This window comes from Streptomyces sp. NPDC102462 (genome assembly GCF_044765425.1).
Lineage (GTDB): Bacteria > Actinomycetota > Actinomycetes > Streptomycetales > Streptomycetaceae > Streptomyces.
In genome coordinates this window covers 117,904-130,982 of sequence record NZ_JBIWKB010000011.1, presented here as the reverse complement: position 1 = coordinate 130,982, position 13,079 = coordinate 117,904, and the positions used below count along the sequence as shown (strand labels likewise).

Below are 13,079 nucleotides of genomic sequence, written 5' to 3'. Positions count from 1 at the left end.
GCGGGCTGGGCGCACCCTGGAATCAGTGGTTCCGGAGGTGGTCCTCATGACGCACAGCACAGTGGGATGGCACGTCGAGATGGAGTTCGAGGAGGACGAACAGCACACGCGGGCGGCGGCCCTGCTACGCCTGCCCGACGGCACGGAGGTGCGGGCGCACGGCCAGGCGAGCCGGCACCGCACCGACAGCAATCAGCCGCGGGTCGGCGAGGAAATAGCGGGCGCCCGCGCCCTCAACGAGCTGGCGATGCAACTACTGACCAAGGCCCACAACGAAATAGACGCAGCCTCCGGCCGCACCTCCCACCCCATCAACGTCTGAACACTGCGCCCCGCAGGAACCTGCAATCCGGGCGAGCCGACAGCGCCCCGAAGGGGCGCGGGGCTGTGTTGAAATATGCGGCTCCGCCGCGTGGGCGCGCCCAGCCACGACGGCGCCGCAGTCGAGGGCCGGCAGGTGCGGCCCCGTAAGGGGCGCGGGGAACTGCGCGCTCAGCCACGACGGCGCCGCAGACGAAGGTCGGCGGTGCGGCCCCGCAGGGGGCGCGGGGCTGTGTTGATATGCGGCTCCGCCGCGTGGGCGCGACCAGCCACGACGGCGCCGCAGACGAACAAGCTAGCTGCGCCCACCGAAGTACGTCGACTCCCCGGCGAGAGCCGCACGCAGGGCCCGTACCAGGGATTGCGCCCGCGGATCCGCGGTCACGGTCTGCCGGAAGCCGTTCGTCACATAGCCGAAGGCGATCCCCGACTCCGGGTCGGCGAAGCCGAGGGCGCCACCGCGGCCGGGGTGCCCGAAGGAGCCGGTGGACAGCAGCGGCGACGCCGCGCCGTGCAGCATGTAGCCGAGCCCGAAGCGAGTGCCCACGACCAGTACGCGGTCCGGCCCGGCGGACCGTTCGCCGCGGGCCAGTTCCATGGTGCGCGGGGTGAACAGCCGCCGGCCGCCGTCCACCTCGCCGATCAGCGCCGCGTAGAACCGGGCCAGCCCGTCCGCGGTGGCGATGCCGTTGGAGCCGGGCAGGGCGGCGGCGCGGTAGCCGGGGTCGTTCTCGTCGGGCAGCGGGGTGATCGCGGCGAAGGCGCGTCGGGTCAGGGAGCCGGGGTCGGCGTACGCCTCGGCGACGGACCGCTTGGGCCGGGTCCGCAGCCCGCCGGCCGCTTCGGGTGCCTCGACGGGCCCGACCAGGCCGACGCGCGCGGCCTGCGCGTCCGGCAGCCCGAGCCACAGGTCCGCGCCGATCGGCCCGGCGATCTCGTCGGCGAGCCAGGCGCCGACGGGCCGGCCGGTGATGCGCCGTGCCAGCTCTCCGGTCAGCCAGCTGTAGGTCTGCGCGTGGTAGCCGTGGTCCGTGCCCGGTTCCCACACGGGCGCCTGGGCCGCGACGGCCGCCGCGCCCAGCTCCGGATCGGCCGCCTGCGCGGGGGTGAGCGGGCGGTCCAGCACGGGCACGCCGGCGCGGTGCGCGAGCAGGTGCCACACCAGCGTGCGCTCCTTGCCCGCGGTCTTGAACTCCGGCCAGTACGCGCCCACCGGCACCTCCAGGTCCAGCTCACCGCGCTGGTGCAGCAGGAGCAGGACGGCCGCGGCGACGCCCTTCGTGGCCGAGCGCACGATCTGCGCGGTGTCGCGTTCCCAGGGCTCGGGCCGGGCGTTCCCGGACAGCCCGGCCGTCTCGTTCACGTCCTTGGTGCCGCCCCACAGGTCGACGACCCGGTGCCCGTCCCGGTACACGGCGACCGCCGCGCCCCGCTCGCCCAGGTGCGCGAAGTTGCGCAGGAACGCCTCCCTGACCGGCTCGAAGCCCTCGGCCACTGTGCCGTTCACGTCCACGCCCGCACGTCCCTTCGGCTCACCTTCGACTGCCGGTGCAACACGCGCGGTCGGCCTGCGATTCCAGGGGTCACCGCCCGGCGGTCGTCACCGATCGGGGGTCGAAGCCGAAGGGCAGTTCGAGGCGGTGGGCGCGCATCAGCGCGTCGTCGGAGAGCAGGTCGCCGGTCGGACCGTCCGCGGCGATCACGCCGTCGCTCAGGATCAGGGCGCGCGGGCACAGCTCCAGCGCGTACGGCAGGTCGTGGGTGACCATCAGGACGGTGACGTCCAGCGCGCGCAGGATGTCGGCGAGTTCCCGGCGGGATGCCGGGTCGAGGTTGGAGGAGGGCTCGTCGAGGACCAGGATCTCCGGCTCCATCGCCAGCACGGTGGCGACGGCGACCCGGCGCCGCTGGCCGAAGGAGAGATGGTGCGGGGGCCGGTCGGCGAAGTCCTGCATGCCCACCCGTTCCAGGGCCGTGCGCACCCGCTCCTGGAGTGCTGTGCCCTTCAGCCCTGCCGCCGCGGGCCCGAACGCCACGTCCTCCCGCACGGTCGGCATGAACAGCTGGTCGTCGGGGTCCTGGAAGACGATGCCGACCTTCTGCCGGATCTCGGCCATGTGCTTGTTGCCGACCGGCAGTCCGGCCACGGTCACCGTCCCGGCCCCGCCGCTCAGGATGCCGTTGAGGTGCAGGACGAGGGTGGTCTTGCCGGCGCCGTTCGGGCCGAGCAGCGCGACCCGTTCGCCGCGGCCGATGCGGAAGTCCACGCCGAACAGGGCCTGGTGGCCGTCGGGGTAGGCGAAGGCGAGGCCGGAGACCTCCAGGGACGCGGGGATCGAGTCAGTGGTCACAGGGTCCATCCCAGCAGACAGACGACGAGCGCGGCGAACGGGAGGGTGAGGGCGTACGACCACTGGGCCCGGGACGCCGTCACCTCGTCGATGACCGGCATCGAGCCGGTGTACCCGCGGCTCACCATGGCCAGGTGGACGCGTTCGCCGCGTTCGTAGGAGCGGATGAACAGCGCCCCGGCGGACTTGGCGAGCACGCCCCAGTGGCGCACGCCCCGAGCCTCGAAGCCGCGTGATGCGCGGGCGATCCGCATGCGGCGCATCTCGTCGGTGATGACGTCGCCGTAACGGATCATGAACGACGCGATCTGGACCAGCAGGGGCGGCAGCTTCAGCCGTTGCAGCCCGAGCAGCAGTTCGCGCAGTTCGGTGGTGGCGGCCAGCAGCACCGAGGCGGCGACGCCCAGCGTGCCCTTGGCGAGCACGTTCCAGGCGCCCCACAGGCCGTGCACGCTCAGCGACAGGCCGAGGACATCCACCCGCTCGCCCTCCGCCACGAACGGCATGAGCACCGCGAACGCGACGAACGGCACCTCGATCAGCAGGCGTTTGAGCAGGAAACCGGCCGGGATCCGGGCGCGGTGGGCCACCGTCGCGAGCAGCACGGCGTACAGCCCGAACGCCCACACGGCCTCGCGCGGGGTGGAGACCACGACCACCACGAAGGCGAAGGCGGCGGCGAGCTTGGTATGCGGCGGCAGTGCGTGCACGGGCGAGTGCCCGTGCCGGTACAGCCGATGTGCGTGCCCGGCCCCCATGTCAGACGTCCGTGCCCGCGGGGGAGACGTCCCGGGTGCGGCGCCTGCGCACCGCCCAGAAGACCGCGCTGCCCGCGACGACGGTGACGCCGACGCCGATCACACCGGCGAGGCCGCCGGAGAGCCGGGCGTCGGAGATGTCCTTGACGCCGTAGTCGGCGAGCGGTGAGTCGGCCGACGCGTGCTCCTCGGTCCTCTTGTCGATGCCGTGGTCGTGGGCGACCTTCTCCAGGCCGTCGGGGTTGGCCGAGGCGTAGAAGCTGACGAACCCGGCGAGCACGAGCGAGGTGACGAGACCGGTGATCCACAGGGTGCGGCGTGAGGTCCGGGCGGCGGCCGGGACCGGGGCGGCCGGGGCGTCGACCAGTTCGCCGTTCACCCGCAGCTTCAGCTCCCGCCGCAGGCCCCGGGCCCCGTGCACCAGGTCCGGCCGTACGGCGATGACGGCGCCGACCGTGAGCGCGGTGATCACGGCCTCGCCGATCCCGATCAGCACATGGACGCCGATCATCGCGGTGGCGACCTTGCCGAGGGCCACGTCGGTGGTGCCGCCGATCGCGTAGATCAGGGTGAAGGCGAAGGCGGCGGCCGGCACCGACACCAGCGCGGCGACGAAGGAGGCGACGGTGACCGAGCGCCGCCCGCCCGGCAGCACCGCGAGCAGGCCGCGGAAGACGGCGTACGCCACCACGGTGGTCACGATCGCCATGTCGGTGATGTTCACGCCGAGCGCGGTCAGGCCGCCGTCGGCGAACAGGATGCCCTGCATGAGCAGGACGACGGACACGCAGAGCACTCCTGTGTAGGGGCCGACGAGTATCGCGGCGAGCGCACCGCCGAGCAGATGGCCGCTGGTCCCTGCGGCCACCGGGAAGTTGAGCATCTGCACCGCGAAGATGAACGCGGCCACGAGACCGGCCAGCGGCGCGGTCTTCTCGTCCAGTTCCCGTCGCGCGCCGCGCAGGCTCACGGCGATGGCGCCGGCGGCGACCACGCCGGTGACGGCGGAGGTGGGCGCGTCGATGAATCCGTCAGGTACATGCACCCGTCGATTCTAGGCGCTTGTTGCGAATGCCTTGCAAGAGCGAGGTTGTCGTTTGTTGCACAGGTGAGATCGTCCGGCTCCCAATGAGCGCATTCTTGGAAATATGCGACATTGGGATGGAGGTGGGTACACGCGAATACAGAGGATTCATCTCGGTAACGCGGCGTTAGGGGCTGTCTGATGTCCGTAGTCGAACAGTACGCACGAGCCCACATCGTCACGGACGAGGACCTCCGCGAGGACGCCCCCGCCGTCCCCGTCATCCTGCGCTACGACCCCGAGGCGGACCCGAGGTCGGTGCGTGTCGGACTGCCCGATCCGCTGCCCGGACCCCATGAGTGGACGTTCGCACGCGCGCTGCTCGAACAGGGCCTGCGGGCGCCCGCCGAGAGCGGAGACGTCCGGGTGTGGCCCTGCGGCCGGGTCCAGGCCGTCGTGGAGTTCCACTCCGCGCACGGGGTCTCCGTGGTGCAGTTCGAGTCGAAGGCCCTGCTCCGGTTCCTGCGGCGCACCTACATGGCCGCCGAACCGATGCCGCACAGAGCACAGAGCATCTGAGCACGGCGATCCCGGCCCCGACGCCGCCTCAGCCGCCCGCCCGCAGCAGCGCCGCCACGATCGGCCCCGCGGTGTCGCCGCCGTGCCCGCCGGCCTGGACCACGCCCGCGGCGGCCAGGTCACCGCGGTACGCCGTGAACCAGCCGTTCGGCTTCTTCTGCCCGTCGACCTCCGCCGACCCCGTCTTCGCGCCGTAGTCGGGGCCGAGACCGGACATCGCCTGCGCCGCCGTGCCGTACGCCGCCGTGTACTGCATCAGCTCGCGCAGCTGGGAGAGGGTGCCCGCGGACATCGTGCGGGACGCGGTGGCCAGCTTGCGGTGGTCGACCGACGGGGAGACCAGGTACGGCTGGCGGAAGACGCCTGCCTTCACCGTCGCGGCCACGGACGCCATGTTGAGCGGGTTCATGCGCACCCCGCCCTGGCCGATCAGCGAGGCCGCCATCTGCGCCGCCGACTGCACCGGCACCGAGCCGTCGAAGGTGGGCACGCCGATCGCCCAGTCGTTCATGGACAGGCCGAACACCTGCTGGGCCTGCTTCGTCAGGTCGTCGTCGGCCAGCTTGCCCGCCTGGCTGATGAAGGCCGTGTTGCAGGAGCGCGCGAAGCTCGCCTTGAACGTGCCGCCCTTGATCTGGAAGTCGTCGTCGTTGTGGAACTTCCAGCCGCCGTACGTGAACGTCTTGGGGCAGGGGTGGGACTCGTCCGCGGCGGCCAGGCCCTTCTCGATGAGCAGCGACGACGTGATGACCTTCATCGTGGAGCCGGGGGCCAGCGAGCCCTGCAGGGCCGTGTTGAAGCCGCGGCTGGTGTTGGCCACCGCGAGGACTTCACCGGTCGAGGGCCGCAGCACCACGACCGAGGCGCGCTGCGACGCGGCGACCTGCCGCTCGGCCGCGGCCTGCAGGCTCGCGCTCAGCGTCGTCCGTACCGTGCCCGGAGTGCCCTTGCTCAGCTCCAGCAGGGTCTTGTCGGACAGCTTCGCCTTCTTCGACTCCTTGCCGCGGACCACGCGCAGTTCGACGCCGGCCTTGCCGCCGGCCAGCTTGCCGTACTTCTCGCGCAGCCCGTCCAGCACCGTGCCGAGGGACGGGTAGGCCGCCGTGGTCAGCTTTCCGCCGTCGCGGTCCAGCGCCGTCACCGGCGGTGTGCCGGACTCGCCGGTGACCAGAGTGTCGCCGTCCTTCAGATCGGGGTGCAGCACGGCGGCGTGCCAGCCGACCACCGGCTCGCCGTCGGAGGCGGCGCGCACCACCGTGAGCGCGCTGTCGTACGCCAGCGGCTTGCTCACGCCCTTGTAGGACACGGTGGCCCGCACGGAGAACGGGACCTCGGCGCCGGTGCCGGTGCCGGGGGTGACCCGGACGTCCTTGAGGTGGGCGTCCTTGGTGTAGCCGGTGAGCAGCGCGGTGGCGGCGCTCGTGTCGTCCGTGGCGGCTGCGGCCCGCGCGACATCGCCGCGCTGCCACGCCGTCAGGAAGGCCGTGGCGGCGGTCCGCACCTCGGCCGCGGTGAGCGGGCCGGTCTTCACCGCCTTGCCGTCCGCCGTCGCCGACGTCGACTGCGTCCGGTCCTCGGCCGCCGCGCCGCCGTCGTAGAGCGTGTAGACGGCGACCCCGGCGCCGATGACGACGGCGGCGCACATCCCGCCGAGCACGGCGGGTCCGGTCTTCCGTCGCTCGGCGACGCGCCTTCTCTTGCCCACTGCCTCAGTTCCTCCGCGATTTCCCCAGGGTCCCCGTCACCCTCGTTGCCCCCATGCTCCTCAACGACGGCCACCACCCTAGAGTCCCGTCCTGTACGGGTGACTTCAGCCACCTGTCCGTAGCACGGCTGCGACGATCGGTCCGGCCGCGTCGACGCCGTGGCCGGCGTCCTGGGCTATCGCCGCTGCCGCGACGTCGCCCCGGTACCCGGTGAACCAGCTGTTGGACCTGCTCTGTCCGTCGACCTCCGCGGACCCGGTCTTCGCGCCGATGTCGCCGCCGAGGCCGGCCATCACACCGGCGGCGGTGCCGCTGGTCGCGGTGCGGTGCATCATCGCGCGCAACTGCTGCACCGTGCCCGCGGGCAGCCCCCGCGCGCGGGCCGGTGCCCGGCCGTCGAGGCCGAGCGGCACGATCACCGGCTGCCGGAAGGTGCCCGTCATCGCGGTCGCCGTCACCGACGCCATGTTCAGCGGACTCATCTGGACCTGGCCCTGTCCGATGAGGGCGGCCGCCATGTCCGGGCCGCCGGTGGCCGGCACCGAGCCGTCGAAGGACGGGACACCGGTCTGCCAGTCGTCCCGGCCGAGGCCGAAGCGGTCCTCGGCCTCCCGGGTGAGCGAGTCGGTCTTCAGATCGTCGGTGTACTTGATGAACGCCGTGTTGCAGGAGCGGGCGAAGCTCTCGGAGAGCGTCGCGCTCTGGTTCGGGGCCAGGCCGTCCAGGTTGTGGAAGGTCTGGCCCTCCCACATCGCGTCCGGGGTGCAGGGCGCGGGGCCGTCGGCCGTGGTGATCCCGTTGTCGATGAGCGTGGCCGCGCTGAGGATCTTCATGGTGGAGCCGGGGGCCAGCTTGCCGAGGAAGGCCGCGTTGAAGCCGTCCTCGCGGTGGTTGGCGACCGCCAGCACCTCGCCGGTGCTCGGCCGCACCGCCACCACCGAGGACTCCGGGTACATGCGCACCGCCGTCTCGGCCGCGGCCTGCGCGCTCGCGCTCAGCGTCGTCCGCAGCCGGCCCGCCCGGCCCTCGGCGAGGGTGAGCAGCGGGGTGTCGGCGGCGCCGTCCGCCTCGTGCCGCACCGCCAGCTCCACCCCGGGTCTGCCGCCGGCCTTCGCGCCGTACTTGTCGCGCAGTTCGTCCAGGATGGGGCCGAGCGACGGATAGGCGTCCTTCGTGAGCACCTTTCCGTTGCGGTCCACCGCCTCGACCGGCGGGCTCGCGGACTCCCCGGTCACCAGGGTGTCGCCGGGCCGCAGCCGGGGGTGCACGACGGAGGGCCGCCAGTCGACCAGCGCGCGGTGCGTGGTCAGGCCGCGCACGATCGTCACCTTGCTCTTGTAGGAGAGCGGTTCGGACGTGCCGTCGTACGACACCGTCGCCTTGACCGTGAAGGGCACGGTGGCGCCTCTCGCCGTGCCGGGCGTGATCCGCACGCGCGTGATGTGCGCGTCCTGCGCGTACGCCGTCAGCAGCGGCTCGGCGGCGGCCGAGTTGTCCGTGTACGAGGCCGCCGTCGCCGCCTCGCCCTTCTCCCAGGCGGCGAAGAACTTCCGCGTGGTCTCCCGCACTTCGGCGCCGGTGGGCGGCCCGGTCCGCACGGCCGCGGGAGCGCCGCCCGTGCCCCCGCCGTCCTGCACGGCGGACACGAAGTTGTACATGCCGTACCCGGCCCCCGCCGCGAGCACGACGAACGCACCGCCCACGATGGCGGCCTTGGCCCCCCTGCGCATACTGCCGATCCCCTCCCCGTGCCCCCACGGCCGTCCCCCGAACTGTAGGCGGGCGCGTGGTGCGAAGGTGAGGGATGTTGTCGGATGGTGTCCGAACGGAGACCGGCCGTCACCCTCCGCGTACGGCTAGACCCACGTGTCCAGCCACATCCTCGATCTCCAGTGGTCGATGGGGATCGCCGTGCCCGTGTACAGGGGCCAGAAATAGATGAAGTTCCAGGCGATCAGGAGGACCAGGACGCCCGCGCCCGAGGCGCCGATCACCCGGCGGGTGTCGGTGGAGCCCGGCGGGCCGACGATCGCGCCGACCAGCATCGCCACCGCCAGGCACAGGAACGGCACGAACACGATGGCGTAGAAGAAGAAGATCGTGCGCTCCTGGTACATGAACCAGGGCAGATAGCCGGCGGCGATGCCGCAGGCGATGGCGCCCGCGCGCCAGTCGCGGCGGAACAGCCAGCGCCACAGGACGTACAGGATCGCGAAGCAGGCCGCCCACCACAGCAGCGGCGTACCGAGCGCCAGGACCTCACGGGCGCACTTCTGGCCCGCGTCGGCCGGGCAGCCGTCCGCGCCGGGCGAGGGGGACTCGTAGAAGTACGAGACCGGGCGGCCCAGCACCAGCCAGCTCCAGGGGTTGGACTGGTAGGTGTGCGGCGAGGACAGGCCGACGTGGAACTCGTACACCTCGTGCTCGTAGTGCCACAGGCTGCGCAGCCAGTCCGGCAGGAACGTCCAGTGGCCGCCCTTGCCGTCGGTCGCGGCCCAGTTGCGGAAGTAGCCGCCCGAGCCGTCGGCCGGGGACAGGATCCAGCCGATCCACGAGGCCAGGTACACGGCGATCGCCACCGGCACCGTGGCCAGGAACGTCAGGCCCGTGTCGTACTTGAGCACCGCCAGATAGGGATGCCGCGCCCCGGCCACCTTGCGGGCGCCGACGTCCCACAGCAGCGCCAGCACACAGAACGCGGCGAGGATGTACAGCCCGTTCCACTTGGTGCCGAAGGCCAGCCCGAGCATCAGGCCCGCCGCCCAGCGCCAGGGGCGCAGGCCCAGGCGGAGCGTGTCGGCGGTGTGCGCGTCCGGGCGGACCCGGCCGTCGGCGTCGGCGGGCAGCGCGGCGGCGAGCCGCGCCCGCGACCGGTCCCGGTCCACGACGAGACAGCCGAAGGCCGCGAGCACGAAGAACATCAGCACACCGTCGAGCAGCGAGGTGCGGCTCATCACGAAGTGCAGGCCGTCCACCGCCATCAGCGCGCCCGCCAGACAGCCGAGGAAGGTCGAGCGGAAGATCCGCCGGCCGATGCGGCACAGCAGCAGCACGCTGAGCGTGCCCAGCAGGGCCGTCATGAACCGCCAGCCGAACGGGTCGAACCCGAAGATCAGCTCGCCGAGACCGATGACGTACTTGCCCACCGGCGGGTGCACCACGTACGCCGCGTCCGTGGGGACGGTCAGATGCCCGCCCGACTGCAGGACCAGGTCGTTGGCGTTCTTGTCCCAGTTGACCTCGAAGCCGCGGTGGACGAGCGCCCAGGCGTCCTTCGCGTAGTACGTCTCGTCGAATATCACCGCCTTCGGGCTGCCCAGGTTCCAGAACCGCATCACGCCCGCCACCAGCGTCACCAGCAGCGGGCCCAGCCAGCCCGACCAGCGGGTGATCCGCCCGGCCAGGGTCGGCGGCACGCCCAGGACGAGCCAGAGGCGCGGGCTGGGCTCGGTGTACGGCGGCACCAGGCGGTCGCGTACGTCGCCGGGGCCGCCGCCGGCCGTGGCCGGGCCCGCCGGATAGCCGAAGCGGCGCAGCCGCTGGAGCCACGACGGCCGCTGGTCGTGCGGGGCCTGGTCCTGCCGGGTGTCCGTGGAGGACGCGGTACTGGTCACCGCGCCATCGTAGGGAACCCTTCTGTGTGAGTCCCGCGCATGGGCGCTACGGGTCCGGATGCGCCCCCATGCGTGCGCCCCTGAAAGGATGGGGGCGTGACTGGAACCCTTGTCTTGGCGGGCACTCCCATCGGCGACGTCGCGGACGCGCCGCCGCGGCTCGCGGCGGAGCTGGCGGCCGCGGACGTCGTGGCCGCCGAGGACACCCGGCGGCTGCGCCGGCTGACGCAGGCGCTCGGTGTCACCACGAAGGGACGCGTGGTCTCCTACTTCGAGGGCAACGAGGCGGCCAGGACGCCCGAGCTGATCGCCGAACTCTCGGGTGGCGCCCGGGTGCTGCTGGTGACGGACGCCGGGATGCCGTCGGTCTCCGACCCCGGGTACCGGCTGGTCGCCGCCGCCGTCGAGCAGGACATCCGGGTCACCGCGGTCCCCGGCCCGTCCGCCGTGCTCACCGCACTCGCGCTGTCCGGGCTGCCCGTCGACCGGTTCTGCTTCGAGGGTTTCCTGCCGCGCAAGGCGGGCGAACGGCTGTCCCGGCTGCGGGAGGTCGCCGGGGAGCGGCGCACGCTCGTGTACTTCGAGGCGCCGCACCGCCTGGACGACACGCTCGCCGCGATGGCCGAGGTGTTCGGCGGGCAGCGGCGGGCCGCGGTCTGCCGGGAGCTGACCAAGACGTACGAGGAGGTGCGCCGCGGCCCGCTCGCCGAGCTGGCCCGGTGGGCGGCGGACGGGGTACGGGGCGAGATCACCGTCGTCGTCCAGGGCGCCCCCGAGCCCGGACCCGAGGACCTGGACGCCGGTGAACTCGTGCGGCGGGTCCGGGTCCGCGAGGAGGCGGGGGAGCGGCGCAAGGAGGCGATTGCCGCGGTGGCGGTCGAGGCGGGGGTGGCTAAGCGGGTGGTGTTCGACGCGGTCGTCTCCGCGAAGCGCTCCGCTGGGTAGGGCGGGTTCTCGGGGCGCGCCGTTTGGGTGGGGGTGCGTTGCGGGGTGCGGGTGGTGTTGGGCTGGTTGCGCAGTTCCCCGCGCCCCTGTCGGGCGCCGAATCGGTTGGGGTGTGTTGTCGGGTGCGGGTTGTGGGGGGTGTTTGCGCAGTTCCCCGCGCCCCTGTCGGGCGCCGTTGGGGTTGGGGTGTGTTGTGGGGTGCGGGTGGTGTTGGGCTGGGCGCGCCGTTCCCCGCGCCCCTGGCGGGGCGGTTTGCGCCCCATGGGGGTGTAAAGGGAGGGGCTGGGTGTCGGGGGGTGGGGCAAAGGACTGCCAAATCGGGTCCAATACTCGGCAGGTGGTGGTGCATTGGGGGTGGTGGGGGCGTCCACTGGACTGGAGGGTCCGGCGGACAAGAGGAGTGGCTGGCATGAGCGAGATCGCAGGGGAGACCGGCCTCCGCGGGGCGGCGACAGCCGTCGTTCACGAGTCGTATTCCTTCGCCTGCATGCGCTGCGGGCACGGCTGGGAGCAGTCGTACGAGATAGAGCACCACACCGACGCCGACGGCGCCGAGTTCGTCATGTATGTGGCGAACGGACGGGTCGTCCCGTCGCCGCTGAGCCGGCCCGTGTGCCAGAACTGCGACGGCCGCGTGGTGCGGATCATGCGGGCGGGACAGGTCTCGTCGGTGCTCGGCGCGGCGCACGGGAACCGGCACCGCACGCCCCCGGCCGGACCGGTCGAGGTACCGGAGGTGCCGGCGGCGCGGACGGCCGAGCCGGAAACGGAGCCGGCGCACCACTGGCACCTGTCCGATCTCCTCCATCCGTTCCAGCGCAAGGCGAGCTGACCGGCCCGGGGCGGGCCGGCCGCGGTGGCATGCCCCTTTCGTAGGATCGGGGCATGCCTTCGAACGCCGACAAGAACGCGGCGCCGCCGCTCCCGGAACCTCTCCGGGTGCCGGTCGCCGACTCCCACACCCATCTCGACATGCAGTCAGGCACGGTCGAGGAGGGCCTTGCCAGGGCCGCGTCGGTGGGGGTGACGACGGTCGTCCAGGTCGGCTGCGACATCAAGGGCTCCCAGTGGGCCGCGGAGACCGCCGCCGCGTACGACGGTGTGCACGCGACCGTCGCCCTGCACCCCAACGAGGCCCCGCGCATCGTGCACGGCGACCCCGAGGGGTGGTCCCGGCAGGGCGCCCGGGAGGCGGGCGGCGACGCCGCCCTGGACGAAGCGCTCGCCGAGATCGACCGGCTGGCCGGGCTGCCGCAGGTGAAGGGCGTCGGCGAGACGGGGCTCGACTACTTCCGCACCGGCCCCGAGGGCAAGGCGGCCCAGGAGCGGTCCTTCCGCGCCCATATCGAGATCGCCAAGCGGCACGGCAAGACCCTGGTCATCCACGACCGTGACGCGCACGCCGACGTGCTGCGCGTCCTCAAGGAGGAGGGCGCCCCCGAGCGCACCGTCTTCCACTGCTACTCGGGCGACGCCGCGATGGCCGACGTGTGCGCCCGCGAGGGCTACTTCATGTCCTTCGCCGGGAACGTCACCTTCAAGAACGCCCAGAATCTGCGTGACGCGCTCGCCGTGGCCCCGCTCGAGCTGGTCCTGGTGGAGACGGACGCCCCGTTCCTCACCCCGGCGCCGTACCGCGGACGGCCCAACGCGCCCTACCTGGTTCCGGTGACGGTGCGGGCGATGGCCGCCGTGCGCGGCATCGACGAGGACACCCTGGCGGCGGCCCTGGGCGCCAACACGGCCCGCGCCTTCGCCTACTGACCGCCGCGTGACCTCTC

12 protein-coding genes are annotated in these 13,079 nt (G+C 72.6%); 5 read left to right on the top strand and 7 right to left on the bottom strand.

Translation table 11 applies throughout. The features are described 5' to 3' along the window. Positions 1 to 46: 46 nt before the first annotated feature. Positions 47 to 322 (top strand): DUF1876 domain-containing protein, encoded by a 276-nt coding sequence (locus ACIRFL_RS12840; protein ID WP_404027221.1) that lies wholly within the window; start codon positions 47 to 49, stop codon positions 320 to 322. A gap of 294 nt (positions 323 to 616) precedes the next feature. Here the strand turns inward: ACIRFL_RS12840 and ACIRFL_RS12835 are convergent, their stop codons facing one another. The 4 genes from ACIRFL_RS12835 to ACIRFL_RS12820 all read right to left on the bottom strand — a co-directional run bounded on the left by ACIRFL_RS12835 (position 617) and on the right by ACIRFL_RS12820 (position 4,475). After that, positions 617 to 1,834 (bottom strand): serine hydrolase domain-containing protein, encoded by a 1,218-nt coding sequence (locus tag ACIRFL_RS12835; RefSeq protein WP_404027219.1) that lies wholly within the window; start codon positions 1,832 to 1,834, stop codon positions 617 to 619. 70 nt (positions 1,835 to 1,904) lie between these two features. Continuing rightward, complete coding sequence (locus ACIRFL_RS12830; protein ID WP_404027216.1) at positions 1,905 to 2,681, bottom strand: energy-coupling factor ABC transporter ATP-binding protein; 777 nt, start codon at positions 2,679 to 2,681, stop codon at positions 1,905 to 1,907. Then, positions 2,669 to 3,430 carry a cobalt ECF transporter T component CbiQ gene (gene cbiQ / locus ACIRFL_RS12825; protein ID WP_404027214.1) on the bottom strand — a complete coding sequence of 254 codons (762 nt, stop codon included), beginning with the start codon at positions 3,428 to 3,430 and terminating at the stop codon, positions 2,669 to 2,671. Before cbiQ ends, ACIRFL_RS12830 begins: the two co-directional genes overlap by 13 nt. Position 3,431: 1 nt before the next feature. Then, a complete protein-coding gene (locus ACIRFL_RS12820; protein WP_404027212.1) occupies positions 3,432 to 4,475 on the bottom strand; it encodes an energy-coupling factor ABC transporter permease in 1,044 nt (347 codons plus the stop codon). Positions 4,476 to 4,655: 180 nt separating this feature from the next. On the opposite strand from ACIRFL_RS12820, the gene ACIRFL_RS12815 reads away from it, so the two are divergent. Further along, complete coding sequence (locus ACIRFL_RS12815; RefSeq protein ID WP_404027210.1) at positions 4,656 to 5,033, top strand: SsgA family sporulation/cell division regulator; 378 nt, start codon at positions 4,656 to 4,658, stop codon at positions 5,031 to 5,033. Positions 5,034 to 5,061: 28 nt separating this feature from the next. Here the strand turns inward: ACIRFL_RS12815 and ACIRFL_RS12810 are convergent, their stop codons facing one another. The 3 genes from ACIRFL_RS12810 to ACIRFL_RS12800 all read right to left on the bottom strand — a co-directional run bounded on the left by ACIRFL_RS12810 (position 5,062) and on the right by ACIRFL_RS12800 (position 10,353). Beyond that, positions 5,062 to 6,738 (bottom strand): penicillin-binding transpeptidase domain-containing protein, encoded by a 1,677-nt coding sequence (locus ACIRFL_RS12810; protein ID WP_404027207.1) that lies wholly within the window; start codon positions 6,736 to 6,738, stop codon positions 5,062 to 5,064. A 105-nt stretch (positions 6,739 to 6,843) separates the two neighbouring features. Further along, a complete protein-coding gene (locus tag ACIRFL_RS12805) occupies positions 6,844 to 8,469 on the bottom strand; it encodes a penicillin-binding transpeptidase domain-containing protein (protein WP_404027205.1) in 1,626 nt (541 codons plus the stop codon). Between the two features lie 126 nt (positions 8,470 to 8,595). Further along, positions 8,596 to 10,353, bottom strand: coding sequence for a dolichyl-phosphate-mannose--protein mannosyltransferase (locus ACIRFL_RS12800; RefSeq protein WP_404027203.1), 1,758 nt, complete (start codon positions 10,351 to 10,353; stop codon positions 8,596 to 8,598). A gap of 96 nt (positions 10,354 to 10,449) precedes the next feature. Here ACIRFL_RS12800 and rsmI point away from each other — a divergent pair, with 96 nt between their 5' ends. The 3 genes from rsmI (at position 10,450) to ACIRFL_RS12785 (ending at position 13,062) form a co-directional block, all read left to right on the top strand. Further along, complete coding sequence (gene rsmI, locus ACIRFL_RS12795) at positions 10,450 to 11,298, top strand: 16S rRNA (cytidine(1402)-2'-O)-methyltransferase (RefSeq protein ID WP_404027202.1); 849 nt, start codon at positions 10,450 to 10,452, stop codon at positions 11,296 to 11,298. Between the two features lie 409 nt (positions 11,299 to 11,707). Continuing rightward, the gene (locus ACIRFL_RS12790) at positions 11,708 to 12,130 is read left to right on the top strand and encodes a hypothetical protein (RefSeq protein ID WP_404027199.1); all 423 of its coding nucleotides are present in this window, start codon (positions 11,708 to 11,710) and stop codon (positions 12,128 to 12,130) included. Positions 12,131 to 12,183: 53 nt separating this feature from the next. After that, positions 12,184 to 13,062: a TatD family hydrolase gene (locus ACIRFL_RS12785; RefSeq protein ID WP_404027196.1), complete on the top strand. Its 879-nt coding sequence runs from the start codon at positions 12,184 to 12,186 to the stop codon at positions 13,060 to 13,062. Positions 13,063 to 13,079 lie beyond the last annotated feature (17 nt).

What these genes read in the sequence shown, in the direction of transcription:
- ACIRFL_RS12840 (WP_404027221.1), top strand. Translation starts at nt 47, where the DNA reads ATGACGCACAGCACAGTGGGATGGCACGTCGAGATGGAGTTCGAGGAG.
- ACIRFL_RS12830 (WP_404027216.1), bottom strand. Translation starts at nt 2,681, where the DNA reads ATGGACCCTGTGACCACTGACTCGATCCCCGCGTCCCTGGAGGTCTCC.
- cbiQ (WP_404027214.1), bottom strand. Translation starts at nt 3,430, where the DNA reads ATGGGGGCCGGGCACGCACATCGGCTGTACCGGCACGGGCACTCGCCC.
- ACIRFL_RS12815 (WP_404027210.1), top strand. Translation starts at nt 4,656, where the DNA reads ATGTCCGTAGTCGAACAGTACGCACGAGCCCACATCGTCACGGACGAG.
- ACIRFL_RS12805 (WP_404027205.1), bottom strand. Translation starts at nt 8,469, where the DNA reads ATGCGCAGGGGGGCCAAGGCCGCCATCGTGGGCGGTGCGTTCGTCGTG.
- ACIRFL_RS12790 (WP_404027199.1), top strand. Translation starts at nt 11,708, where the DNA reads ATGAGCGAGATCGCAGGGGAGACCGGCCTCCGCGGGGCGGCGACAGCC.
- ACIRFL_RS12785 (WP_404027196.1), top strand. Translation starts at nt 12,184, where the DNA reads ATGCCTTCGAACGCCGACAAGAACGCGGCGCCGCCGCTCCCGGAACCT.